The organism is Marinobacter sp. F4216 (assembly GCF_019931195.1).
In the GTDB taxonomy this organism is placed as follows: Bacteria; Pseudomonadota; Gammaproteobacteria; order Pseudomonadales; family Oleiphilaceae; genus Marinobacter; species Marinobacter suaedae.
Genome location: NZ_JAIOUO010000002.1, coordinates 250,056 through 276,082, shown reverse-complemented (window position 1 = coordinate 276,082; position 26,027 = coordinate 250,056). Strand labels below are relative to the sequence as shown.

The 26,027-nt window shown below is 58.1% G+C and carries 22 protein-coding genes; 10 read left to right on the top strand and 12 right to left on the bottom strand.

Annotated elements, in window-relative coordinates:
• Positions 1 to 23: 23 nt before the first annotated feature.
• Both K8I84_RS01845 and K8I84_RS01840 read right to left on the bottom strand, forming a co-directional pair.
• A complete protein-coding gene (locus K8I84_RS01845; protein ID WP_223793023.1) occupies positions 24 to 869 on the bottom strand; it encodes a metal-dependent hydrolase in 846 nt (281 codons plus the stop codon).
• A 153-nt stretch (positions 870 to 1,022) separates the two neighbouring features.
• The gene (locus tag K8I84_RS01840) at positions 1,023 to 2,435 is read right to left on the bottom strand and encodes a PLP-dependent aminotransferase family protein (RefSeq protein ID WP_223793022.1); all 1,413 of its coding nucleotides are present in this window, start codon (positions 2,433 to 2,435) and stop codon (positions 1,023 to 1,025) included.
• 178 nt (positions 2,436 to 2,613) lie between these two features.
• On the opposite strand from K8I84_RS01840, the gene K8I84_RS01835 reads away from it, so the two are divergent.
• From K8I84_RS01835 to K8I84_RS01825, 3 genes are all read left to right on the top strand, one after another.
• The gene (locus K8I84_RS01835) at positions 2,614 to 2,955 is read left to right on the top strand and encodes a hypothetical protein (RefSeq protein WP_223793021.1); all 342 of its coding nucleotides are present in this window, start codon (positions 2,614 to 2,616) and stop codon (positions 2,953 to 2,955) included.
• Positions 2,952 to 3,764 carry a PhzF family phenazine biosynthesis protein gene (locus tag K8I84_RS01830; protein WP_223793020.1) on the top strand — a complete coding sequence of 271 codons (813 nt, stop codon included), beginning with the start codon at positions 2,952 to 2,954 and terminating at the stop codon, positions 3,762 to 3,764. Before K8I84_RS01835 ends, K8I84_RS01830 begins: the two co-directional genes overlap by 4 nt.
• 63 nt (positions 3,765 to 3,827) lie before the next feature.
• A complete protein-coding gene (locus K8I84_RS01825) occupies positions 3,828 to 5,033 on the top strand; it encodes an NAD(P)/FAD-dependent oxidoreductase (protein WP_223793019.1) in 1,206 nt (401 codons plus the stop codon).
• 35 nt (positions 5,034 to 5,068) lie between these two features.
• Here the strand turns inward: K8I84_RS01825 and K8I84_RS01820 are convergent, their stop codons facing one another.
• The 4 genes from K8I84_RS01820 to K8I84_RS01805 form a co-directional block, all read right to left on the bottom strand.
• Positions 5,069 to 6,835, bottom strand: a complete 1,767-nt coding sequence (locus K8I84_RS01820) for an SLC13 family permease (RefSeq protein ID WP_223793018.1) — start codon at positions 6,833 to 6,835, stop codon at positions 5,069 to 5,071.
• Between the two features lie 4 nt (positions 6,836 to 6,839).
• The gene (gene cysC, locus K8I84_RS01815; protein ID WP_223793017.1) at positions 6,840 to 7,448 is read right to left on the bottom strand and encodes an adenylyl-sulfate kinase; all 609 of its coding nucleotides are present in this window, start codon (positions 7,446 to 7,448) and stop codon (positions 6,840 to 6,842) included.
• Between the two features lie 99 nt (positions 7,449 to 7,547).
• Positions 7,548 to 8,399 carry a universal stress protein gene (locus tag K8I84_RS01810; protein WP_263282954.1) on the bottom strand — a complete coding sequence of 284 codons (852 nt, stop codon included), beginning with the start codon at positions 8,397 to 8,399 and terminating at the stop codon, positions 7,548 to 7,550.
• Positions 8,400 to 8,475: 76 nt separating this feature from the next.
• On the bottom strand, positions 8,476 to 9,963 hold the full coding sequence (locus tag K8I84_RS01805) for a SulP family inorganic anion transporter (protein WP_223793016.1): 1,488 nt from the start codon (positions 9,961 to 9,963) through the stop codon (positions 8,476 to 8,478).
• 291 nt (positions 9,964 to 10,254) lie between these two features.
• Here K8I84_RS01805 and K8I84_RS01800 point away from each other — a divergent pair, with 291 nt between their 5' ends.
• The gene (locus K8I84_RS01800; RefSeq protein ID WP_223793015.1) at positions 10,255 to 11,535 is read left to right on the top strand and encodes an MgtC/SapB family protein; all 1,281 of its coding nucleotides are present in this window, start codon (positions 10,255 to 10,257) and stop codon (positions 11,533 to 11,535) included.
• Here K8I84_RS01800 and alkB read toward each other — a convergent pair whose 3' ends face one another.
• Complete coding sequence (gene alkB / locus K8I84_RS01795; RefSeq protein WP_223793014.1) at positions 11,536 to 12,186, bottom strand: DNA oxidative demethylase AlkB; 651 nt, start codon at positions 12,184 to 12,186, stop codon at positions 11,536 to 11,538.
• Positions 12,187 to 12,299: 113 nt separating this feature from the next.
• Here alkB and K8I84_RS01790 point away from each other — a divergent pair, with 113 nt between their 5' ends.
• Both K8I84_RS01790 and djlA read left to right on the top strand, forming a co-directional pair.
• A complete protein-coding gene (locus K8I84_RS01790) occupies positions 12,300 to 15,113 on the top strand; it encodes an HD domain-containing phosphohydrolase (protein ID WP_223793013.1) in 2,814 nt (937 codons plus the stop codon).
• A 52-nt stretch (positions 15,114 to 15,165) separates the two neighbouring features.
• The gene (djlA, locus tag K8I84_RS01785; RefSeq protein ID WP_223793012.1) at positions 15,166 to 15,957 is read left to right on the top strand and encodes a co-chaperone DjlA; all 792 of its coding nucleotides are present in this window, start codon (positions 15,166 to 15,168) and stop codon (positions 15,955 to 15,957) included.
• A gap of 22 nt (positions 15,958 to 15,979) precedes the next feature.
• On the opposite strand, the gene K8I84_RS01780 is transcribed toward djlA, so the two are convergent.
• Positions 15,980 to 16,588, bottom strand: a complete 609-nt coding sequence (locus tag K8I84_RS01780; protein ID WP_223793011.1) for a methyltransferase family protein — start codon at positions 16,586 to 16,588, stop codon at positions 15,980 to 15,982.
• Between the two features lie 197 nt (positions 16,589 to 16,785).
• Here K8I84_RS01780 and K8I84_RS01775 point away from each other — a divergent pair, with 197 nt between their 5' ends.
• Entirely contained in the window at positions 16,786 to 18,258 is a 1,473-nt protein-coding gene (locus K8I84_RS01775) for an amidase (RefSeq protein WP_223793010.1), read from the top strand.
• 342 nt (positions 18,259 to 18,600) lie between these two features.
• Positions 18,601 to 20,478, top strand: coding sequence for a sensor domain-containing phosphodiesterase (locus tag K8I84_RS01770; RefSeq protein WP_223793009.1), 1,878 nt, complete (start codon positions 18,601 to 18,603; stop codon positions 20,476 to 20,478).
• A gap of 1 nt (position 20,479) precedes the next feature.
• Here the strand turns inward: K8I84_RS01770 and K8I84_RS01765 are convergent, their stop codons facing one another.
• A complete protein-coding gene (locus tag K8I84_RS01765) occupies positions 20,480 to 21,208 on the bottom strand; it encodes a pseudouridine synthase (protein WP_263282918.1) in 729 nt (242 codons plus the stop codon).
• 407 nt (positions 21,209 to 21,615) lie between these two features.
• Between K8I84_RS01765 and ilvG the strand changes: the two genes are divergently transcribed.
• Entirely contained in the window at positions 21,616 to 23,316 is a 1,701-nt protein-coding gene (ilvG, locus tag K8I84_RS01760) for an acetolactate synthase 2 catalytic subunit (RefSeq protein ID WP_223793007.1), read from the top strand.
• Positions 23,313 to 23,591: an ACT domain-containing protein gene (locus K8I84_RS01755; RefSeq protein ID WP_223793006.1), complete on the top strand. Its 279-nt coding sequence runs from the start codon at positions 23,313 to 23,315 to the stop codon at positions 23,589 to 23,591. The genes ilvG and K8I84_RS01755 overlap by 4 nt, the downstream gene beginning before the upstream one ends.
• Before the next feature lie 186 nt (positions 23,592 to 23,777).
• Here K8I84_RS01755 and cynS read toward each other — a convergent pair whose 3' ends face one another.
• The 3 genes from cynS to ntrB are packed head-to-tail and all read right to left on the bottom strand — an operon-like array spanning position 23,778 to position 26,027.
• Positions 23,778 to 24,221: a cyanase gene (cynS, locus tag K8I84_RS01750; protein WP_223793005.1), complete on the bottom strand. Its 444-nt coding sequence runs from the start codon at positions 24,219 to 24,221 to the stop codon at positions 23,778 to 23,780.
• Positions 24,222 to 24,248: 27 nt separating this feature from the next.
• Positions 24,249 to 25,148, bottom strand: a complete 900-nt coding sequence (locus tag K8I84_RS01745; RefSeq protein ID WP_223793004.1) for an ABC transporter ATP-binding protein — start codon at positions 25,146 to 25,148, stop codon at positions 24,249 to 24,251.
• Positions 25,149 to 25,199: 51 nt separating this feature from the next.
• Positions 25,200 to 26,027, bottom strand: coding sequence for a nitrate ABC transporter permease (ntrB, locus tag K8I84_RS01740; RefSeq protein WP_223793003.1), 828 nt, complete (start codon positions 26,025 to 26,027; stop codon positions 25,200 to 25,202).

Below are 26,027 nucleotides of genomic sequence, written 5' to 3'. Positions count from 1 at the left end.
CACAAATGCCAACTGGGGAAAAATCAACCAGCTGTCGTTATCGATGCCTGAGGCACCTCAAGTTCAGCCAGATTCTCGCTCAGAAGATCGCGGTTATCCTGTTGCCAGGGATGAAAGTCCTTGCGCAAGTAGGCGAGAAAATCCGGCAGGCACCTGCGTATTACTCCAGGCCGCCCCCAAAGGAAGTTGAGCCCGCCCAGCCAGGTTCTGAGGCTCCAGAGCTTGCCGTCGGTTTTTAGCAGGCTGCAAGTATTGATAAGGGTGTATTTGAAGAAGTGGTAGGTGACGAACAAAAAAACAATGCGCCGCAGCCGTTCGTTGCCGACACAATGCCGGTACACATCAAAGGCCACGGATTTGTGTTCTGTCTCCTCGATCGCGTGCCAGCGCCAGAGCTGTTGCATCTGTGGTGTCGCGTCGGCCATCCACTCACGGTTGCGCAGGATGGCGTTAGCCATTACTGCGGTGTAGTGCTCAGCGGCGCAAGTGCCGGCCAGTTGGCGGTCCCTGGGCAGACTTTTCACCCACTCCATATGCTTGTGAAACCGCGCGTCCAGAGCATCAATTTTATAGCCACGGGCTTTCAGTGCTTCGTTATAGTGGCGGTGCTCGCGGCTGTGCAGCCCCTCCTGCCCGATGAACCCCCGGATTTCTTCTTTCAGTTTCGAATCGTCAACCTGATCACGGTACTGACGCACCGCGTTGATGAACTGCTGCTCGCCGTCCGGAAACTGTAATGAAAGGGCGTTAAAGAACGCGGTGCGAAAGGCATCGTTACCGTGCCACCAGGTTTTCAGGTCCTGGGATACATCAAAGTGCATGTGCCGTGGCTGTACAGACACATCCTCGGGGGTGTAGCTGACGGTCATGATTCTCTCCTGTCCTTGTTCTGGTTATTCACAGAAGTCCATGTGCAGCTGCTCAAGTTAGAGCAGCCACACCCAGCTGTATACAAGTTAACCAGTGAACGGCCCAAATTGACAGTGAGTTGGCCCGGGCGTGGGTGCACTCCAAGTCTGCGGCTATGAATCCGCCAGCAGTTCGTTCGCTATAGCACCCAGGCGGCGGACGGCGAACTCCACCCGTTCCGACCAGGGGTTGGCGGCATTCAAACGCAGGTAGTTCTCGTACTTGTCGCTGATGGAGAACATCCGACCGGGTGCGATATTGATGCCCTCGTCCAGGGCCTTGTGATACAGGCGCGTACCGGACACATTTCCGGGTAACTGGACCCAGAGTACAAAGCCACCCTGCGGTCGGCTGACCGCCGTACCCTCCGGGAAGGCATGGCCAACCGCCACCCGCATGCGTTCTACGGCGTCCCGATACTGTTGGCGGGCAACCCGCAGATAGCGCTCGTAACCGCCCTGTTCCAGGAAGCGGGACACCGCCAGTTGCGGCAGGCTCGCGGTCGCCAGATTACTGAAGTACTTCTGTTGCTTCGCCTGTGGGTAATGTCGCCCCGGGAGCATCCAGCCCAGACGCAGCCCCGGCGAGATGGTCTTGGAAAACGAACTGCAGTAAATCACGTTACCGGTGCGATCGAAGGCCTTGGCGGGCTTCGGTCGCTGGTCACCAAAATACAGGTCGCCGTAGATGTCATCTTCGATCAGCGGAACGCTCGCCGCATCCAGCAGGGAGACCAGTGCCTGCTTGCGTTCGTCACTCAATTTCGCCCCCATCGGGTTACTGTGGTTGGTGACCACGATACAGGCCCTGACCGGCCACTGCTCCAGCGCCAGCTGCAGGCCTTCGAGACTCAGGCCATCGGTGGGATGGGAGGGAATTTCGATCACCTGCAGGCCAACCACCTCAAGTGCCTGCAGAATGCCGGGGAAAGACGGTGACTCGATCGCCACGATATCCCCCGGCGACGTCACCGAGCGCAGGCCAAGGATCATGGCTTCCTGGGCGCCGTTGGTGGTCAGCACGTCTTCGGCGGTGCACAAACAGCCCAGACCATTCATGCGCTGGGCGATCTGGCGGCGGAACTCGGCTTTGCCGGGAAAGGCATAGTCCAGAACTTCGGTGCCGTGCCGCGCAGCCCAAAGGGTCGCCTGCTGGATCTGCCTGACCGGGAGAAAATCGGAATGGGGAATTGCGGCCGCCAGGGGCACGGTCTGGGTCCGCTCGTCCGAACAAAGCTCCAGCGCCATTTCTCGGGCGGTGGCGGGTACCGGTTCGGCCCGTGTCAGCTCCATCGTCGGCTCTGGCGTATCCAGCCGCGGCAGACGCACAAAGTAGCCGCTGCGTTCACGGGCCTCCAGATAGCCTCTCCCTTCCAGCGTCTGATGAGCCTGCAAAATGGTAGACACACTGACACTGAACTGACGGCTCAGAACCCGAACACCGGGCAGCCGCTCGCCTTCACGATAAACGCCCTCGTGAATCAGAGTCTGAAGCTGGTCGGCAACGTGGTTGTATAGCATTCCCATAACGACATCCTGCCAGAAGCCCGGCCCAACCATGCAGTACAGTTACCCGGGAATCACTGCAGCACAGATACAAAATAAAACCATCTGTACCGGTTCAATTTCATGCTAGCTGAATCTGTACTGGTTTGCCCGGCGGCGAGACAATGGTGTCACCCTACACGGAGAAGGAATCCCGACCATGAGCACCAACAATCTATTCGCAAGCAGCCCGGGTACCGGTCAGACCGGATCCCGCAAGGACATTCTTGGCCTGACCTCGGGCAAGCTGTCCGACGAGCAGACTCACGGAAGCTGGGCGGCCATCACCGGTAACCTCGAACAGCTGGAACGCCTTGGCTTTGAAGTGCTGATGGCCGACCCCTTCCACTGGATTTTGCGATACAGGGGTGCACTGCCGGAGTACCATCTCTACAGTACTCTGGAACTCGCCCTTTTTACCGAACGCAACGTCTCGGCGGCATCTCAGTCAATGGCCCCGCAACTCATCCGCCAGCAAGGAACAACGGAGGAACACCCATGAGCACTTACCCTATCTATCAGGTGGATGCGTTCACCAGTGAGGTCTTCGGTGGCAACCCTGCAGCGGTCATGCCGCTGACCGAATGGTTGCCGGATGAGGTGATGCAGAAGCTGGCGCAGGAAAACAACCTGGCGGAAACCGCGTTCATTGTTCCGGAGCCAGAAGGCGCCGAGCAGGATTTTCACATCCGCTGGTTTACCCCGGGCGCCGAGGTGCCGCTCTGTGGCCATGCCACCCTGGCCAGCGCCTGGGTACTGTTCAACAAGCTGGACTTTCCCCGCAAGCAGGTCAGCTTTCGATCCAAAAGTGGCCCGCTGGGCGTGAGTCTTCAGGACGATGGCTGGCTGGAACTGGATTTTCCCAACCTGGCCTTCGAAGAGCGCCCGACGCCGGCCCTGCTGCGCGATGCCATGCCCGAAGCCGGCGACAAAGTGCTATTCGTACCCAACGACACCAACTATCTGGTGCTGGTGGAAAACGAAGCCGCCGTGCGCAATGCCAATCCAGACCTGAGTCTCCTGAAGCAGCTGGGCAATCAGGGCGTCATCATCAGCGCGCCAGGCGACGTTTCTGACTTCGTCTCCCGTTACTTTGTGCCCGCCGTTGGCATCGACGAAGATCCGGTCACCGGCTCCATCCACAGTGTGCTCACCCCCTTCTGGGCGGAGAAGCTGGGACGCAGCAAGCTGCTGGCTCATCAATTGTCGGCCCGGGGCGGTGTGCTGAAATGCGAATTAAGAGGCGAACGTGTGGGCATTGCCGGACAAGCCGCGTTCTACATGGAAGGACAGGTAACACTGTCGGTCTAGCTCCGCTGAAAATTAACGGCCCGGGCTGTATACTGCCGGGCCAAGCCCAGCACGCCAGCCTCTATGACCGACTCAGCCAAAAACATTCCCTTAGATCACTTTGATGTCATCATCATCGGCGCAGGTGCGGCGGGTCTCATGTGTGCAGCTACCGCCGGTTACCGTGGCCGTCGGGTGCTGGTGATCGACCACGCCAACAAGCCTGGCAAGAAAATCCTCATGTCCGGCGGCGGCCGGTGTAACTTCACCAACCTGAACAGCACCCCAGCCAACTTCCTGTCAGACAACCCCCACTTCTGCATATCGGCACTGAAACGCTACACCCCACAGCATTTCGTGGAGCTGGTCGATCGTCACGGCGTGGAGTATGTGGAGAAGGCACCCGGGCAACTGTTCTGCAAGGACAGCGCGAAAGACATCCTGAATGTACTGCAAACCGAATGCGATTGGGCGGGTGCCGAAATCCGGATGCGAACCTCGGTATCGGCTGTTGCAGAAACTGACGGTGGCTACCGGCTGTCCACCAGTTCCGGCATCCTCTCCTGCGAGTCGCTGGTCATTGCCTCCGGCGGGCTTTCCATTCCCACCATGGGCGCCACCGGTTTCGGATATCACATTGCCCAGCAGTTTGGATTGAAGGTATTGGCCACCCGGGCGGGCCTTGTGCCCTTTACATTACACCCCGAGCTCAAAGAACAACTCTCGCCCCTGTCCGGCATCAGTTGCCCGGTGGAAGCCAGCTGCAATCACCAGCATTTCCGTGAACCCATGCTGGTCACCCACCGTGGCCTGAGTGGCCCATCTATGTTGCAGATTTCCAGTTTCTGGCAGCCCGGCGATGAAGTGGTCATTAATCTGTTGCCAGCGCAGAATGTATTTGACGACCTGATCGGCCTGCGGCGAGACAAGCCGCGCAGTACCCTCGCCAACTATCTCTCCCAGTACCTGCCCAAGCGATTTGCCCAAGCCTACAACGATCTTCAGGGTTGGAGCGGCCCACTGCAAGGCTACAAAAACAGCGACCTCGAACAAATCGCTGATACCCTCAGGCACTGGACCATCAAGCCCGCTGGCACCGAAGGCTATCGCACCGCTGAAGTCACCCTCGGGGGCATCGACACCCGCCAGCTCTCATCAAAGACCATGGCGACGCTTGAGCGCCCCAACCTCTACTTCATCGGTGAAGTAGTAGACGTCACCGGCCATCTGGGCGGACACAATTTCCAGTGGGCCTGGGCGTCGGGCGTGGCGGCGGGGAACGATGTGTAAAGGGGGGGCCTCGGTGCCTTTTGCCAGGGCGGTCTTTAGAAGCTCCAAACCATCGGGACCAGAAACAAGACCACCGAAGCGGTTAATGCTGCGAGAGGCAAGCCGACCCGGATGTAATCCCCGAACCGATACCGCCCTGGCCCGTAAACCATCAAATTGGTCTGATAACCCAGCGGTGTGAGGAAGGACGCGGACGCCGCAAACATCACGGCAATTGCGTAGGGTAGAAAATTCACTCCAAGCTGCTCAGAAACGGCATGCGCTATCGGAAACATCAGGACAGCCGCAGCGTTATTGGTAATGACCTCGGTGAATACCACCGTCATAAAGTACACCAGAGCCAAGGCTATCCACGGTGTCAAAACGCCTAAACCTAACAGGCTGCTGGCAATCACCTGTGCAGCTCCTGTTTGGGACATCGCATTCCCAAGCGCAAACGAAGACGCAATGACGACCAACACCGGCAAATCCACACTTCGCCTGGCCCGACTGGCAGTGATGCACCCAGACGCGATCATCAGACCAGCGGCCACAAACGCGGCCTCCATGATCGTAAGAAGACCAGATGCACTGGCTGCAACCATTATTCCAAGGATGCCAATCGCACGCGGCGCCTTATGAAAATCCGGGGGCGTTGAGTCATTCAATGCGCTGACCAGCAGGAAGTCCCGGCGAAACCGGTACTGTTCCACGAACTGATGACTGGCTTCCAGCAGCAAGGTATCCCCCATTCGGAAAGTGATGTCACCCAACTTACCCGAAACGCGCTTTCCCTCTCGGGATACCGAGAGAATGACGGCATTGAAACGAGTCCGGAACCGACTATCGCGAATGGTCCTGTTAAGTGCCGGGAATTCTGGCCCCAGAACCACTTCCACCAGGCAACGCTGGTGATTGGCTACATCGAGCTTGTGGACATTGCCACTGGCGGGCTTCAACCCCTGAATCCGGCGCAATTCGCTGGCGCATTCCGGTGCCCCGACAAAGTAGAGCCGGTCGCCGGCCTGGAGCATCCGGTCCGGTTCCACCGCCGTAATCAAGCGCCCGTCGCGGTCAATTTCGGTCAGATAACCGTAATTGAGCGCACGCAGACCAGCCTCAGCGATGGTCTTGCCAACCAACGGCCCAGGGCTCATGACTTCGACCTCTACCCCGTATTCCCGAACCTGATCCAGCTCTTCGGAAACACCACCACGATCGGGCAATAAGCGGGAGGCAAAGAAAACCAGAAAGGCGCCCCCCACCAGCAGGAGCGGAACGCCCACCCAGGCCAGTTCAAACAGCCCCAGATGGATACCGATCTGACTCTGCAACATGCCATCGACAACCAGATTCGTACTGGTCCCTATAAGCGTACAGGTACCGCCCAATATGGCCGCATAGCTCAGGGGAAGCAGCAATTTAGAGGCAGGAATCCCGAGGCGCTGAGCCCAGTCCTGGATGGCAGGAATGAACATGGCCACCACGGCAGTGTTATTCATAAAACCGCTTAGCAGTCCGGTCGGGGCGACCATTCGCAATTGGGCCCCCCTTTCGGTTTTCGGGTGCCCCAGCATCAGCCGGGCGATCCATTGCACCGCCCCGGTTTCCTTTAGCCCGGCGGCAACGATGTACAGCGTGGCAATGGTTATCACACCCGGATTACCAAAGCCGGCCAACGCATCGGCGGGCCCGAGAATCCCGGTGATCAGCAGGAAGGCCAGCGCTGCCATCAGAATCAAATCGGCCGAAACGCGCGTCACTGCAAGCGCCGATAACACCGAGAACAGGGTGATCAGCGTGAGTATGCCCTGCCACTCCATGGAGTCAGTCCTTAGGGGAGATCAGTCCGCGTCCCAGTAGGTATTCGATCAGTGTCTCGACACAGTCATCAACCGACATGGTCGAGGAATCCAACCGGATATCAGGTCGGGCTGGAGCTTCGTAAGGGGAGTCTATCCCGGTGAAACTTTTGATCTCGCCAGAGCGGGCCTTCCGGTAAAGCCCCTTCGGATCCCGTTCTTCACATGTTTCCAGCGGCGTATCCATGAACACCTCAATGAACTCACCGGCCGGAAACAGGTTTCGAACCAGGCGACGGTCACTGGCGAAAGGCGAGATAAAGGCGCTGAGTACAATCAGCCCTGCATCTGCAAAGAGCTTGCTGACCTCTCCGATACGACGAATGTTTTCCACCCGATCCGTGTCGGAAAAACCCAGATCCTTACAAAGACCATGCCGGACGTTATCCCCGTCCAGCAAAAAGGTATGGTAGCCTCGCTCATGCAGCGCCACATCCAGAGCGTTGGCAACCGTCGATTTACCCGATCCACTCAGGCCCGTGAACCAAAGTAAGCAAGGTTTTTGGCTTTTGTTTAAAGACCGATCCGCGCGACCGACTTTATGGTGGTGCCAAACAACATTTTTTCCAGCCAACGTCTACCTCCTTATACCAACTGACTTGCATCCCAATTTACGGAAACGTCGCTTCGATAAGCGATCATAACCCATCCTGCCCTTTTACGTTTTCACAAATCAGCGCAAAATCACCAGTGGCGTCGTCGCCGTCTTGAGCATCTGGGTGGTGGTACTACCCACCAGGAACTGGCGGATTCTGGAGTGTCCATAGGCACCCATGACCAGCACATCAATATCATGCTCCTGCTGATACTCATGCAGGGCCGGTTCTACATCTCCAGCCCGGATAGCCATGGTGATGTCTGAGCCCAGCGGATCAAGCATTTTCCTGGCTTTTTTCAGCTGTTCCCACTGGTCGTTGGTGTCGGCGCCAATCATCACCAGATGCAAAGGCATGCCCTTGAGGACGGGGCTGTTGGCGAGGATTTCCACGCCCTTCAGTGCCGTCACGCTGCCATCGAACGCCAGCATGGCGCTCTTGGGTGCGATGAATTCATCGGGCACCAGCAGGATCGGACGGTGGACACTGCGAATCACGGTTTCCAGCTGACTGCCGATGTGAATGTCACGATCCGAACTGCTCTCGCCATGCAGCCCCATCACCAGCAGGCGCGTCTCGCTCTCAAGCGCCAGCAGCGACGCCGTGAGGTCGTCGTGGCGCTGGCGCTTGCTGATGTCTTCGACGCCTGAATCGCGAACCCGGCGCTCCGCCTCATCCAGCATGTTATGGCCGTGCTCAAGAGCGAGTTTGGCGCGCTTGCGGTCCAGCTCTGCCAGTTCCTCCAGCAATTGTTCCCGGCTTCCCAGGCCAATATTGCCGGCCAGGTCGGGCTCTGCAGGGAAGCGCTCTTCGTCCAGTACGTGCAGGAGCGTCATGGGTGCCTGCATGTGGCGGCAGGCCCAGGATGCATAATCACAGACGGCCGGTGCAGCGCGAGAACCGTCGATACAAGCCACAACTCTTTGCATGTTCACCTCACCTTGCTGATCGTTCTGATTATTATTCTGGCTGCGATCGTCTCCGGATGCCTTGGCCTGGGTCATGTCAATGGCCCATGAGCTGGTCAACGGCCTCCGGCTTGTCGTGCACTCCAAAGCGGTCGACGATGGTGGCGCTGGCTTCGTTCAGACCAATCACCTCAACGTCCGCCCCTTCCCGGCGGAACTTGATGACCGCCTTGTCCAGCGACCCCACCGCCGTGATATCCCAGAAATGGGCGCGACTCAGATCAATCACTACCTTATCGACTGCCTCCTTGAAATCAAAGGATTGCAGGAATTTTTCCGACGAGCTGAAGAATACCTGGCCAATCACCTTGTAGGTGCGGATATTGGTCTGATCGTCCAGTTCGGAACGGACGATCATGTAGTGACCAATCTTGTTGGCGAAGAACAGGGCCGCCAGCAACACCCCGGCCAGCACGCCGTACGCCAGGTTGTGTGTGGCGACCACCACGATAACCGTCACCAGCATCACCAGGTTGGTGGAGACCGGGTGCTCTTTGAGGTTGCGAATGGATTCCCAGGAGAAGGTACCGATGGAGACCATGATCATGACCGCCACCAGTGCCGCCATAGGAATCTGTACCAGCAGGTTATCCAGCACCAGCACCATAATCAGCAGGAAGACACCCGCAATCAGGGTCGAAAGACGGGTACGGCCACCGGATTTCACGTTAATCACAGACTGGCCGATCATGGCGCAGCCGGCCATACCACCGATCAGGCCGGAGCCAATGTTGGCGATGCCCTGCCCTTTGCACTCCCGGTTCTTGTCACTCTCGGTGTCGGTCAGGTCATCCACGATGGTGGCCGTCATCATCGATTCCAGCAGGCCCACGATGGCCAGAGGAATTGAGTACGGCAGGATGATCATCAGGGTTTCCATGTTCAGGGGCACATCCGGCCACAGGAAGATCGGTAGCGTATCCGGCAGCTCACCCATGTCGCCCACGGTACGGATATCCAGCCCCATCAGAACGGACACCACGGTCAGGACCACAATACACACCAGCGGTGAAGGAATCGTCTTGCCTACTTTGGGCAGCAGCGGGAACAGGTAGATAATGCCCAGCCCGGCCGCCGTCATGGCGTACACATGCCAGGTCACATTGGTCAGCTCTGGTAACTGAGCCATGAAAATCAGTATGGCCAGCGCGTTCACGAAGCCGGTGACCACCGATCGGGAGACAAACCGCATCAGGCTGCCGAGTTTTAGGTAGCCGGCAACAATCTGGATGACACCGGTCAGGATAGTGGCTGCCAGCAGATACTGCAGCCCATGCTCCTTGACCAGCGTGACCATCAGTACCGCCATAGCGGCAGTGGCCGCAGAAATCATGCCCGGGCGACCACCCACAAAGGCAATGATCACCGCGATACAGAAAGAGGCGTACAGGCCGACCTTGGGATCCACGCCCGCAATGATGGAGAAGGCAATGGCCTCCGGGATCAGCGCCAAGGCCACCACGATGCCAGAGAGAATGTCGCCTCGAATGTTGGATAACCATTCGTTTTTCAGTGTATTAACCATGTCGGGTTCCGTTTTTGGTAAAGCGGGTCAAAAGCCGCTCACAGAGCGGGCCGGAAGATCACAACGAAGGTCCGAATAGATAGAATGCGGCAAAAGGTTGGACGCCGGGACAACGGGAGCTTCGGGATGCCGGTGGGCTTTGACCTTACAGGGTAGTAAACAAGGGCCGCGAAGCTTATCAGATTCGCCCATGACACGTAAGGTAAGGGATGACCGCTGGGTTTATGCTCTTTGCCCCTGGCAGCTACAATAACAACTGTCTTTTCCGCAACTTATGGAAGTCAAACACCTATGGATGAGGTCAGCAGCCAGTTCATCGCCACGAACCAGACCACCATTAACCTGGCGGTCGCCTTGCTGCTGGGGGCCATCATTGGCTTGGAAAGGGGCTGGGATGCCAGGGACCAGAAATCGGGAGAACGCATTGCCGGTATCCGGACCTTTGCGCTGGTAGGCTTGCTGGGCGGCGTTTCCGCGGTTCTTTCGGAGGCTATCACCGTCTGGGCATTTCCGGTATTACTGGCCAGCGTGGTCGCCATGAACGTGGTTGGCTACAGTCAGCGCCTTGCCCATATCCGCAATTTCAGTATCACCAGCATGGTGGGCATGGTGCTCACCTTCTGTTTCGGCGCGATTGCCGTGGCCGTGGACCCCGTGATGGCGACGGCGTCAGCGGTGGTAACGGCGGTGATTCTGGATAACAAGCAAGACATTCATGGCTGGGTGAGCAAACTGAAGGAACACGAGCTGGACGCGGCCCTGAAGCTGCTGTTGATTTCCGTCGTCCTGCTTCCCCTCCTGCCCGATGAAAAAATGGGGCCGGGCGGCGCGCTCAACCCGCGGGAAATCTGGTGGATGGTGGTGTTGATTGCGTCTGTGTCGTTCGTGGGATACTTCGCCATGCGCGTTGCCGGAACCCGAAGGGGCATCCTGTTTACCAGTCTGTTTGCCGGCCTGAGTTCCTCCACCGCGCTGACTTTGAACTTTGCCCGCCAGTCGGCAGACAACCCCCAGATCGCCCCGCAGCTTGCCTCAGGCATACTGATCGCCTGCGGCACCATGTTCCCCAGGATTCTGGTGTATGGATTCGTGATTAATCGCGATTTGCTGCCCTTCCTGGTGGCCCCCGTCATCACCATGGCAGCCCTGCTGTACATTCCGGCCTGGCTGATCTGGCGGCAGCACTCCCACAAGCCAGCCCTCAGCACTATGGAACTGAAGCAAAACCCCCTGGACCTGCCCTCTGCCGTGGTGTTCGGCGTACTGCTCACAGCCATTCTGCTGCTGGGTGAGCTGCTCAAGGAATGGCTGGGCACGGCGGGTATCTACATGCTGGCCTTTACCTCGGGCATTGGCGATGTAGACGCCATCACGCTGTCACTAACCCGTATGTCCCACGACCGCCTGGCGCTGGATGTGGCAGCACTGGCCGTGGTGATCGCTGCAGCTACCAATAATCTGGTGAAGTCCGCCATGGCCTGGGGCATCGGCGATCGGCAAGCTGGCAAGCTGGTGGCCGTCCCGATGATGCTATCCATGGCCGCGGGACTCTCGGTGGCCTGGCTGCAATAATCAGCGTGCCTTTCGAAAGGTCAGGTTATAGCGGTAACGGCCAGTCAGTGGGTGTTCACCCTCTTTCAAGCGCAGAACACCATGATAGAAGCGTCGGGAAGGCCCTCCCCAGACCACCACATCGCCATGACCAAGGGGAATGTTTTCAGGTCGCTGATTCCGCTTTGCGCCGCCAAACTGGAATACCTGGGGTAAGCCAAGCGATACAGACACAATGGGCTGACTGAAATCCTGCTCGTCCTTGTCCTGGTGCAGGCCCATCCTGGCCCCGGGCTCGTAACGGTTGATCAGACAGGCATCTGGCATGAAATCCGGATAGCCCGCCTCTCGGGCAGCTTGATTTGCCAATTTGAACAGCGGAGGGGGCATGTCGGGCCATGCCCTGTCAGTAAGCGGGTCTTCACTCTGGTATCGATACCCCCGCTCATCGGTAACCCAGCCCAGTTGCCCACAGCAGGTCATGGCGGCGGACATGGTATGGCCACTCGGGGTCAGCATGTGCCGAAATGGAGCCGTCCGCGCTACCATCGCAATGGCATCCAGCAAATCCCGATCCGAATCACAGGCCCGTCCCCGAAGCACCACCGCGCCTTCAACGATCCTTTCACAGTATTGCTCCGCCTGCTGATCCTGAAACAGATCCATGGTCATGATTGTTCACTCTGCCCTATGCCAGAAAAATAACCGGTCCGGGTCTAACCTTCCTAAGGTAATACCAATCTCCTTCACGCCCAAACTCCGGCCTGGTTTTAAAGGATCCCCCGATGCCCCGACGCCACCCTGCCCCACGAGTTTCGCTGGCGATGCTTATTGCTGCGGCGGTCAGCCTGGGCATGTTGCTACTGACCCTGATCATGGTCGGCCAAAGTTTTCTTGGCCTGGAACGAGCCAAAGTGACCGCCGCGAGCGATGCAGCCCACCAGCTGGTGATGAACGCAGACGACCGGCTTCGCTCCGTGACGCGGCCACCGGCCATTACGCTGGCGCTGTTAAGCCACGATCCCCTGGGCCAGGCCAAAAACCTGGAGGAGCGCCTGGAACGCCTGCCAGCCATCGTCGACATTCTGAAGGCCAGCGAAGTTGTCAGCGCAGTTTACGTGGGCTATCCAAATGGCGAATTCTTCCAGCTACGTAAAGTCGTGAGCTCTGGTTTGGTTCAATTCCATGACGCTCCCAGAGGCGCGGCCTACCTTGTCCAGGCTTCGGCACCCGATGGAAGCAAGGGCCAGCGCCTGCGGCACTTCTACGATGCAGCACTGAACCCCATAGGCGAGCCAACGATTCAGGAAAGCGACTACGACCCCAGAAACCGCGACTGGTTCCGGACTGCTACCCGTTCGGCTCAGGCCGAACTCTCTCCGCCCTATGTCTTTTTTTCCACCGGAGAAACCGGCATCACTCTCTCGCACCGGGCCAGCGAAGGCGATGCTGTATTCGGAATGGATGCCACGGTGTCCGATATCAAGAGCCAGTTGTCCGAACTCAAACCCACCGCGAATACCCGTGTCGCTATCCTGAATGGTGAGCAGGAGATCCTGGTTGACACCGGCGGTGGTGCCGAGAATGAGCCAGTGCTTCTGGCAGCTGCCCAGCACAAAGGCACCACGATTGGTAGCAGTTCTGTTCGGCGGTTCAGGATGAATGACCAGTACTGGTATGGCACCACCGAGACATCGCATGTTTTCGAGGAAGAACCGCTGACCGTTGCGGTCGTCATCCCATCCAAAGAACTTCTGGCGCAGGTCTGGAAGCTGTTGACTCAACAGGCTCTGATTGCCGGCCTGATCGGGCTCGCTATGGCCATCATTGGCTGGTTCCTGGGCCGACGGGTGGCCCGCCCGCTGGAAACTCTCACCAACCGGGTGGGCCAATTGTCACAGTTTCGCTTTGATAACTGGGAGGCGCCCACCTCACGAGTCAGGGAAGCCCATCAACTGGGCTCCGCCCTGGATGACATGGCCGGCTCCATCAGCAGCTTTCAGCGCATTTCCAATGTTCTTAACCTTGGCCAGAACCTGAACGAGTTATTACACGACATTCTGACCCAGATCCTGAGCATCGTCGGGGAAAAGCGTGGCGGCATTTACCTATTCAGCAAACAAGCCGGAGCCCTGAATCTCGCCGTCGACAAAGATCCTGGCCTGCCAAAACACATCAAGGGAGTGTCGTCGGCACAACCAAACGAGGAGATGATCCTAAGCCTGGGCCAGCAGCTTGCCGGGCATCCACTGGTCACCATACTGCGCAACAGGAACGGCAAGCTGGTCGGAACTCTGGTGATTGAGATGGAGCGCGGCGATCACGCACATCTGAGCGACGAGATGGTTGCGTTCGTGCATCAGATTTCCGGCTCGGCCGCCGTGGCCATCGAAACGCGGGAACTGATCGAAAGCCAGCAGGCCCTGCTGGACGGCACGATCCAGCTGGTTGCAAACGCCATCGACTCCAAGTCCCATTACACGGCAGCCCACTGCACCCGGGTTCCCCAGTTAGCGGAGATGCTGGTGGACGAGGCCATTGCCAGCGATCAGGAGGCCTTTGCCGGCTTCACCCTGAGTGATGAAGAGCGCTATGAATTCAGACTGGCCGCCTGGCTGCACGACTGCGGCAAGATAACCAGCCCCGAGCATGTCGTTGATAAAGCCGTCAAACTGGAAACTATTCACAACCGAATCCATGAAATACGCACCCGCTTTGAAGTGCTGCACCGGGACGCGGACATCCGCTATCTCAAACGGCAATTAAGCGGCGACGACGAAGCCGAAGCCCATCAGGAGCGAGACGCCACCCAGAAACGACTCCAGCAGGAGTTCGCCTTTATTGCCAGCGTCAACCACGGCGGTGAAGCCCTCTCTGACTCCGACATCGAGCGTATCCACACCATTGGCCGGCAAACCTGGCAACGTCACTTCAGCGACCGACTCGGACTGTCGTGGGACGAAGCGCAAGCCACCGCCGAGCATCCGGAGCCGATCCTGCCCACAGCGGAAGCCCTGCTCAGCGACAAACCGGAACATACACGCCCGTGGGGTGAACACCGGCCTCCGGTCCAGCGGGATGACCCCGGCAATCACTGGGGCTTTGACATGGCTCTTCCGGATTTTGCCGCCAACAAGGGAGAACTGCACAACCTCACCATTACCCGTGGCACACTGACCCCCGAGGAAAGGTTCCGGGTCAACGAACACATTGTGCAAACCATCTGCATGCTGGAAACCCTTCCGCTGCCCGACCGGCTGGCGAACGTTCCGCGACTGGCGGGCACCCACCATGAGCGAATGGATGGCCAGGGCTACCCTCGCCGTTTAATCAGCGACCAACTCAGCATTCCGGAACGCATCATGGTATTGGCCGACGTATTCGAAGCCCTCACCGCTTCCGATCGCCCCTACAAAGACGCGAAATCACTCACTGAATCCTTGAGCATCGTGGCCCGGATGGTGGACGACGGTCACATAGATCGAGATATTTTCACGCTGTTTATTCGCTCTGGCATTTACCGGCGCTACGCTGAATGCTTCCTTGCCCCGGAACAGATCGACCACGTGGATGAACGGCTGTTCATGACCCCGGACTGAAAACCCCGTATATTGAACAGACACTTAACCAAAAAATGCAGAGGAATTCTTGATGCTCGTTGCGCTGTTTCTGGGCGGCATGATTGGCTATGCGTTCGGCCGGTTTACTGGTTTCCTGATCGGTGCGGCTCTTGGTGCAGTCGCCTTTAACATTCTGAAAGATCGCCTGCTCGGTAAGATTCAGAATATCCAGTCTGGCTTCGTAGAGTCGGTGTTCGCGGTGATGGGCGCCCTGTGTAAGGCCGATGGACAGGTTACCCGTGATGAGATTCAGGTGGCGGAAGCCATGTTCGTGCGGTTTCGCCTGAATGAAGCCACCAAAGCCAAGGCGAAAGCGGCGTTTGGCCGCGGTAAATCCCCCGACTTTGATCTGGACGCGGAACTGGCGCATTTCCTGAAAATCAGCGGCCGCCAGCCGGCCCTGTTGCAGATGTTCCTGCAGGTGCAGGTCTCGGCGGTGGCAGCCGACGGCGTCATCCACCCGGCGGAACACGCCATGCTCGTGCGCATCGCCCGCGGACTGGGGCTGCCGGAAAGCCAGGTGGACCAACTGGAAGCCATGTTGCGGGGTTCCTTTGGCGGGCGCGCAGGCGCTGGTGGCGGATCCGCCCAGCGGTCAAGCTCACAGCAACTGGAAGACGCCTACAAGGTTCTGGGCGTCTCGCCCTCTGCCTCTGACGATGAGATTAAAAAGGCCTATCGCAAGCTGATGAGCGAAAACCACCCGGACAAACTGGCCGGGAGAGGCTTACCGGAAACCATGCGGGAAATGGCGGAAGAACGGACGCGGGAAATCAGCCACGCCTACGACATCATCAAAGATGCCCGCAAAAAAAGCGGCTGAACGGGAACCTGACTAAATCCTATCAGAACCAGCGGGGCACGCGGGCACGGTAATGCTCGTAGGCCTCGCCAAATTTTTGCAGTAAGTCTTTTTCCTCTTCCCGGGCCTGACGCGTAACCACCCATACCCCCACTATCAGGCACACCAGTGAAAACACGCTGGGCAGCGCCAGAAAAAAGCCCAACTGCCCGGTCATGACGGCAATAAACAACGGATTCCGGGATTTGCCGAAAGGCCCGCAGGTAATCAGCGTTCGTTCGTCATTTCGCGGATCAATACCGGAACGCCACTCCTCGTGCATGAAGGCCTGCAGGTAATTCACCGCAGTGTAGGAAACCAGCAAGAATACCAGCCCCAAAAGAAGCACCGGCCATTGGTAGAGGCTGTCAAAAACACCCAGCACACCGTCAATATCGGCAAAAATCCGAATCAGGCAGACACCAAGAATCAAGGCACGAAACACATTGAACGTCTGCCGATGCCACCAGGGCGCAGCGCCCCTGGCACCGTAATTGATGTGGGAAAACCCCATCCGTCGGTAGAGCCCCAGACTCCGGCTGGAAAACTGCAAGCCGATCATCAGGAAAAAGATGCCCAGAAAGTGGCGTACCAGAGGTTCTATCAAATCCATCGAAATCTTGTCCGTTTTCGGTCTTGTTTAAAGCTTATTCCCAGTTTCCCCAAGTGCAAAGCGTCCAAGAAAGAGGCACATCCGGATTTCTTGGAAGTCTGTGCGCTCGTTCCCCTAATGACATACCCCTTGGAAGGACCGATGCACTAAAGTACGAAAACACACCTTCCCCTGCCACGACGCTTTCAGGAGCTAGCATGTCCGAACCGGTTCACGCCTTCGCAGACGATGCCTTGGGTACCGATGACGCAACCACACTGGCACAACGTATTCGACGCGGTGACGTCTCTGCCGCCGAACTGACGGACGCCGCCATAAAAAGGGCTCGGGCAGTAGACCACCTGCTTGGCACATTCGCAAGCACGGCCTTTGACATGGCCAGAGCCTACGCCCTGCGCATCGATGCCGGCTCTGACAGTAAGGGACAAGCATTCTTCCGTGGGGTTCCCACTGCCATCAAGGACAACACGGACGTTAGAGGCATGCCTACCCGTCATGGGTCCGACGCCGTGCCAGGTTCCATTGCCTCCCGCACCAGTCCGGTTGCCAGGCAACTGATGGCCCAGGGGCTCGTCTGTCTTGGCAAAAGCAGCATGCCGGAGTTCGGCTTCAATGCGACAACCGAACCGCCCGGCAAGCCTGCCGCCCGGAACCCGTGGAATCCGGACTACTCGACCGGCGCTTCCTCCGGCGGGGCGGCAGCACTGGTCGCAGCAGGCGTCGTACCCATCGCCCACGCCAATGACGGTGGTGGTTCGATCCGTATTCCAGCCGCCTGCTGCGGGCTGGTCGGACTGAAACCCTCGCGCGGGCGCCTGGTTCATAATGACGCCGCCGCAGCCCTTCCCCTCAATATTCTGAGCGATGGCATCGTCAGCCGCAGCGTTCGGGACTCCGCCAACTTTCTGGCCCAGGCGGAACAGTATTTCCATCGCCGAGGCCTACCGCCAATAGGCAACGTCCAGGGCCCGTCCGGCAAATCATTAAGGATTGGCGTTGTGGTGGACTCCATCACCGGCCACCGGACTGATCCTGAAATCCGGGAAGTGGTAGAGACCACCGCGCGCCTGCTGGAAACACTGGGGCACACACTGGTTCCCGTTGAGGTGCCGGTGGCCTCCACCTTTAGCGAAGACTTCGCGTTGTACTGGGCGTTCCTGGCGTTTGGCGCGACCACCAACGGCCGCCTGATGTTTCATCGGGAATTCGACAAGCGCAAAGTTGATGGACTGACCCGGGGGCTTTCCAAAAAATTCAGGAAACAGTTCTACCATTTGCCTCAGGCACTGTGGCGCCTTCGTCGCTCAGCCCAGGAGTACGAGGCAGCTCTGGACGAACTGGATGCGGTGTTGACACCTGTGCTTGGTCACCCTACCCCTGAACTGGGGCATCTGAGCCCCGAGGTTCCTTTCGAGGAGCTCTTTGATCGACTCGTCCGCTATGTGGGCTTCACCCCTCTGGCCAACACAACGGGGGCGCCGGCCATCGCGCTGCCAGCCGGATTAAGCAAGAACGGACTGCCGTTGTCCGTGCATTTCATGTCTCGCCATGGCGACGAGCGCACTTTGCTGGATATTGCCTATACGCTGGAAGCGGAGCGGCCATGGGCACACTGCCCCGGCCGCGTCGCAGAAAATCAGGCTGGCAACAGGGAAGGATCAATCGGGTAACCGGAATCGTTACTGCAGACACAAATCACGCAAGCATCACATTCGTTGCGGAGCTGAAAACGCATACGGTGTTTTCTTTTTTTCCATTGCGCCTGTTCCAACGGACCGTCAGAGCATCCCTGCCTTCGCACCGCGCCAATAAAAGAATATCAATTTATAACAAAGGCATACACCTAATCACCCGTTGACGGAGGTACCAGGCTTGCTTGAAATTCGATTGGACAGCCCGCCAACAAATTGCCATCATTAGCCAACCATTTTCGAGCAGTAACAAGCACCTACCGTGCCAACTGAAAACAGAAAAGGACCAGGCCCGGTGCAGCTCGCACAGACCCGAGAGTGATGTCAGAGAACCGACTGTTTACGGACTTCCATGAGCGCTTGATGAAGCTCAGCCACAGCCCCGACTTCATTCAGGACGAGCGGGAGAAGAAGCTGGCTGCGCTAACCGAACTCTGTGCCTCGGCACTGAACGTGGAACGGGTCAGCATATGGGAGCTCAGTCACGGTCACGATAAGCTCACGTGCGAGTACCTCCACGACGCCAAAGCCCATGAATCCGGAGCCCCTGGTTACGACTCCAAAAATCCCCTTGTTTTGTTGGGTAAAGAGCATCCCCGCTATTTCGACGCCTTGACCAACGCCCGCGTGATTGACGCATCGGATGCGCAGACCGACGAACGCACCAATACCTTTACCGAAGGCTACCTGAAGGTGCTCGGCATCTATTCCATGCTCGACGCCCCCATCTTCGATGGGGCGCGCCCAAGTGGCGTTATCTGCCTCGAGGCCATGCACAGCCGGACCTGGACTCTGCCCGAACTGTCCCTGGTTGCCGCCCTAGCCGACACAGTGAGCCTGATCAACACCCACGAAGCGTGGATGGAGTCAAAGCGCAAGCTGGATTACGTCACCCACTTCGACACTCTGACGGGCCTGGCCAACCTGAACACCCTGCGGGAACGAATGGGTTACCTGATCAGCAAGGCCCGCCGCCAGGGCCGCGACAACTTCCTGCTGATTTGGGCCGATCTTGATCGCCTGAAAACCATTAATGATGGTCTTGGACCACAGACTGGCGATGCGGTGATTGCCGAAATCGGGCGTCGCCTGGGTGCCTTGCGAATCCCCGGAAAAGACGTTCTGGCAAGAATCGGCGGCGATGAGTTTTCAATACTGCTGACGTCTCCCCCGGAGGGCGAGGAAGCAGACAGGCTCAACCAGCGCATTCTCACAACCATCAGACAGCCGATCGAGGTCCAGGGTCACAGTCTGGATGTGACCGCCAGCCTGGGAACCTGCCGCTTCCCAGGCGATGGCGAAGACGTGGACGCATTGCTCCGGAGTGCCGAGGCGGCCATGTATCACGCCAAGAGTCAGGGCTCGAACCGGGCCTGCCAGTTCGACAACTCCATCCAGGCGACTGCCCGTTCTCGCTTTGTGCTCGAACGAGAGCTCAGGCTGACCATCCACGAGCAGAAGCTGGACGTGTTCTACCAGCCCATTTTCGACCACTCCGGCAAGCAACTTGTTGGTGCAGAGGCACTGGTGCGCTGGAACCACCCCGAACGCGGAATGCTGCTGCCCATTGAATTCCTGGAAGTCGCGCGCGGGGCAGGCCTGATGCGCGAACTCGGCGAGTGCGTTCTCCATCGCGTGTGCCAGGACATCAAGTGGGCGGACAAGCAGAACCTTGAGGTGCCGACAATCAGCGTTAACCTTGCTTCGGAGCAGGTATTGGCATCCCAGCTATCCGAGGATATTCAGGCGATCTGTGCCGACTACGGTGTATCCCCCGGTCGCCTGCACTTTGAAGTGACGGAGGACGCCATTCAGGGTGACTCCCAGACCCTTCGTAACACCCTCACAAAATTGGTAGAAGCCGGTTCGGCGCTGTCGATCGACGACTTCGGAACGGGCTACTCGTCACTCTCAAGACTCAAATCACTGCCCTTCAGCCGCATCAAGGTGGATCGCTCTTTCATCCGCGATATCCCCGGAGACGAAGACGACTGCGCCATTACCCTGTCGATTATCGGCCTGGCTCGCGGCCTGGGGTTGGCCATCGTCGCCGAAGGCGTAGAATCCGAAGAGCACGAGCACTGGCTTCAGGCCCATCAATGCCAGTTCCTGCAGGGCTACAAATACAGCAAACCCGTTCCGTTCGACGAATTGATGGAACGTTTTCTCGCCCGAAAGGACCTTCCCGCCCATCAGTAAGTCAGGTAACTGGCCCTTCCAGCGCAGAAAGGTCAGGAAAGATTGACAGCACCCGCCGGAAAGAAGCCTCCAGGGGCGCGGAAATCACGAGAGCCTCCCCGGTTTCAGGGTGAGGCAGTTTGATACGTGTCGCCGCCAGCATCAGCCGCCCTTCCCCGAAGCGTTCCGCAAAATAACGATTGTGGCGACCACGCCCGTGGTTGGCATCACCAATGATGGGGTGACTGACGTGTTTCATGTGCCGGCGCAGCTGATGCTTGCGACCGGTTTTCGGTTCGAGCTCCACCAGGGCGTAGCGGCTGGTGGAGTATTTCTCGATGGCTACGTACAGTGTTGTTGTTGCCAGCGTCCGGTAACGGGTTAACGCATCCCGGACCGCCTGCTCTTCATGTTTGCGCCGCCGATCCTCTGGCTCGTCCCTCAGGGGGTAGTCAATCACGCCGCTTGCAGCAGGCCATCCACGAACCACCGCCAGGTATTGCTTCTCCACCTCGCCCGCCATCATGTTCAGGCCGAGCGTCCGCGCCACCTCCGGATCCCGTGCAAATACCAGAACCCCCGATGTGGGACGGTCAAGCCGGTGTAGTGGATAAACATGCTGTCCACCGTTCAGAGAGCGGGCGTACTGCAACGCAAACTCGGTTTCGTGCTTGTCGATGGGGCTGCGATGCACCAGAAGACCGGCCGGTTTGTGGACAGCCAGTAACGCCTCATCTCGGTATAGCTCCATCAGGGGATTGGTCATAAGACAGGTAAAAGCATCAATTAGTGTAGTGGGAACACAGTTCAGGACGCAGTCCACGAATAGCGCTAAAGAAATATACAACAAATAGGACCCCGGTAACGAAATCGAATGGCCGGGCCAAAAACCTCCCCGAAACACTTGCGCCCTGTCTCAGTCGTGGGTTAGATTTTGCCTATACGAATCTTTGAATGCAGAGCAGATTGTTTATCCAATGAATTTCAACGCTGTTGTCGTCCTAGTGAAGCTTGTCCTGGTGGTCGTGGTGCCATCCGGGGGCTTCTGCGTGGACAGGCGGGTGAAATAAAACAACCTGACAAGACACCAAAAGCCCCCGGCACCGAAAGGTCCCGGGGGTTTTTCTTTATTGGGCAACACAAAAGGACAACACGACCATGAACGGCGCACAACACATTCTGGAAGCGTTCCATCAGCACAGCATCAACACGGTGTTTGGCTATCCCGGCGGCTGCATCATGCCGCTATACGATGCCCTGGTGGACGATGTGGATGTGGAACATGTGCTATGCCGCCATGAACAGGCCTGCGCTCTCGCGGCGGACGGCTACGCCCGAGCCAGCGGAGAATTGGGCGTGTGTATTGCCACCTCCGGCCCTGGCGCGACCAATCTGATTACCGGTGTTGCCAACGCCCATCGCGATTCCATCCCCATGCTGGTCATCACCGGCCAGGTGCCTTCCGGTTTGATTGGCACCGATGCGTTTCAGGAAACCGACGTTCTGGGCATGACCCTCGGCATCGTCAAGCACTCTTACCTCGTTGAATCCGCCGACGAACTTCCGGCCATCATGGAAGAGGCTATCGAATTGGCCCAAAGCGGTCGCCCCGGTCCGGTCTGGATTGATATCCCCAAGGATGTCTTGCTGACCGAAGCCCAGGCACTGCCCTCCAAGCCGACGACGTCCATCGAAACGTCGGCGCCGGACCTGTTCACCGCAATCGACATGCTGCGGGCCGCCCGCAAGCCACTGCTTTACAGCGGCGGCGGTATCAGCCTGGCCCACGCCGAAGAGGCGTTTCGACAGTTCGCGGCCGCCTCTGGCCTGCCCAGCGTTGTAACCCTCAAAGGCATTGGAAACGGCGGCAAACGCGACCCGAATCATCTGGGGATGCTGGGCATGCACGGTTCCCGGGCGGCCAACCGCGCTGTCGATGAATGCGACCTGTTACTGGTTATCGGCGCCCGCCTGGACGACCGGGCCACGGGCAAGCTGGATACCTTCGCGCCCAACGCCCGGATAATTCACATCGACGCCGATGCCGCGGAAATCAACAAACTCAAAGCTGCTGATCTGTCCTTGCGGGGTGACCTGACCAGCATCCTTTACGGACTCACGGGAGAACTGAAGAAACACCCCCTGGCCATTGAGGAATGGCGCAAGCAATGCCGAACCTGGCACGCCACCGGCGGCTTCAACACGGCCGACAACGAAGAGCCCCTGGCCCCCATTACCGGCCCAGCCTTCGTCCGCCAACTGTCCCGCATTGCGCCGGATGACACCATCATTGCCTGTGATGTAGGCCAGCACCAGATGTGGGTGGCCCAGTACTATCAGTTCGACCACCCCCGCCATCACCTGTCCAGCGGTGGATTGGGCACCATGGGCTTTGGATTACCGGCAGCCATTGGCGCCCAGTTTGCCAACCCCGCAAGCACCGTGATTAATGTGGCCGGCGACGGCTCATTCATGATGAATGCCCAGGAACTGGCCACCATCCGCCGCTACAACCTGCCACTGAAACTGATCATCCTGGATAACCAATGCCTGGGCATGGTTCGCCAGCAGCAGGAACTGTTCTATAACAACCGCGAAAGCCACATTGACCTGAACGACAACCCGGACTTCGTGGCCATGGCCCGCGCCTTCGACATTCCGGCCCTGCACATCGAGCGCACCGACCAGATCCGTCGCGGGATCGAAACCATCCTGGCCTACGATGGCCCGATGCTGTTGCACGTTGCCATCGCCCGGGAAGAGAACGTCTGGCCAATCGTCAAACCCGGTGCCAGCAACCGCGAGATGATTGATGAATCCCAGCGCACCCGCAAAGCCAACAAGGAGCACGTTGCATGAATCCGACCACCCACCCAAATAACGCGGGCATCTACGCCATTGCCTGCACCATGACCCACGAAGCCGCCGCCATGGAGCGCCTTTGTCAGGTTATTCGTATTCGCGGATTCAGAATTGTTCAGATGGCGGTGGATGCAGCGGGCGAGAATCTGAACATCGCCCTGACCCTGGAAGGCACTCGGCCGATTGCCATGCTCAAAACCCAGTTGGAGAAACTGCATACAGTAGGTGAGGTGGTCCTCCAGGCTCCCATGGCGAAGACCAAAACGGCCTAGAGGTTAAAAGGTGCCCCCTTCCTCCGGCCTGCAAAATAAAGCAAACCTCTGCAGTCTGCAGGGTGTGGGGAGGTAGGTCTTTTCTGCCGGGAAAAGCTGTCCGAGCGCAGCGAATTTCCTTTCCCAGAAGAAAAGACCTACTTCCCCGCGCCCGGACTCCCTTAGAGGGCGAACTCTCTCACCCCATCACCAGGACTTGTAAGGCAAGAATTTCCCATTCATGGTCACCACCACCCGGTCACCTTTCGGGTTCTCTTCCTTATCTACCTCCATCGAGAAGTCGATTGCACTCATGATGCCGTCGCCAAACTTCTCGTGGATGATTTCCTTCAGGGTGTCCCCATAAACACCCACAATCTCGTAAAGGCGATAAATCAGCGGATCTTGCGGAACCGCACCATCCCAGGCTTTCTTCGGGCATACCTGCAGGGCTTCCGCCACTTGCTTGTCGAGGCCAAGGGTTTCACACAGGGCGAACGCCTTATCCTCGGCCATGCTGTTCATACCAAGGCAGGCTGAGGTGGTGAACACCGGCGACATCCCCACTGCCTCGGCAATGGCCTCCCAGGTCATTCCCTTGGTGACTTTTGCTTCCAGAATTTTCGCTGTCATCAATTCCTTGTTCATCATGGTCGTTTCCTCTTGTTAAGACAGAGATCAGGCATTGACCGCGTGGGCGGGCGATGCGGATTGAGAGTCATCATCCGGCGTGGGAGCCGAATCCCCGCCAGCGGGCGAAATCACCTTGGGTGTTCCGTCTTTTTCCGGCAGCGCGGTGCTGCTTCGGTTCACCAGGAAGTCCACCAGGTAATCCCGGACTTTGTGATAGGACGGATTCTGAAAGATGGTCGCCCGGGCCCGAGGGTGCGGCATATCGACGCTCACACTTTCGGCAATGCGCGCGTTGGGACCGTTGGACATCAGGAAAATGCGGTCCGACAGCAGAATGGCTTCGTCCACATCGTGGGTAATCATGAACACCGTCTGGCGGGTCTCTTCCCAGATCTTCACCAGCTCGTCCTGAATGACGCCCCGGGTCAGCGCATCCAGCGCGCCAAAGGGCTCATCCAGCAACAGCAGTTCAGGCTGGGTAGCGAAGGCACGGGCAATACTCACCCGTTGACGCATACCACCCGAAAGCTGCGAGGGTTTACGATGCATGGCGTGGTCCAGTCCGACCATTTTCAGGTAGCGCTCGCTGTGCTCCCGCACCTGCTCCTTCGACCAAGATGGCCAGCGGGCCTGCACTGCGAAGGTGATGTTCTTCAGCGCCGATTTCCAGGGAAACAGGCTGTAATTCTGGAACACCACACCACGCTCCAGACTGGGGCCTTTGACTTCCTTGCCATTCATCACGAGGTTACCCTCGGTAGCCTCATCCAGGCCGGCCAGCACATTCAGAATGGTGGACTTACCGCACCCTGAATGCCCGATAATGCAGACAAACTCGCCCTTCTCCAGGCTGAAGCGAATGTCCTCAAATACCGTCAGGTCGCCGCCCTGACCGTCCGGGTAAACCTTGGACAAACCGTCGACTTCCAGAAAGGACTTACTCATAACCAGTCTCCCTTGGGAGGTTCAGGGCCGACACCCATGTGCCGCACCCGCTCATTCCTTGTACTCCACCAGGCGCTGAGCCCGGCCCAGAATCAGATCCAGCACCATGCCCACCACCCCAATCATCAGGATGGAGAAAATCACACTGGCCAGATCCAGGTTGTTCCACTCGTTCCACACGTAGTAACCAATACCGGTTCCCCCCACGAGCATTTCGGCAGCCACGATCACCAGCCAGGCAATACCGATGGAGATGCGCATACCGGTCAGGATGGTGGGTGCGGCGGCCGGCAGGATCACGGTCAGTGCGGTGCGCAATGGCCCCAGTTCATGAGTTCGCGCCACGTTGATCCAGTCCTCCCGCACATTGGCAACGCCAAAGGCGGTGTTCAGCAGCATGGGCCAGATGGAGCAGATGAAAATCACAAAGATGGCCGAGGCGTCGGAATCCTGGATGATGAACAACGCCAGCGGCATCCAGGCCAGCGGCGAGATCGGCCGCAGAACCTGAATGTAGGGATTCAGCGCCTTGTACATCAGCGGCGACATACCAATCAGGAACCCGACCGGCAGCGCAATGGCCATGGCCGCCAGATAGCCAGTCAGCACCCGATAGATGGAGTAGGCGAGCTGAATACCAATGCCCTTGTCATTGGCACCGGCATCATAGAAGGGGTTGGACAACTCCTCCCACGCCAGTGCAATGACCTTCGAAGGCGGTGGAACCCGGGATTCTTGGTCGGCCCCACCCATGAGACGCTCGTACTCGGTCATTGCCGTTTCCGCTTCCGGTGCCTGGGCAGACATCTCCCACATACCCAGCACCAGAATCAGGAACGTGATCGACACCACGGCAGCCCGAACGTTCAGGGAGGCCAT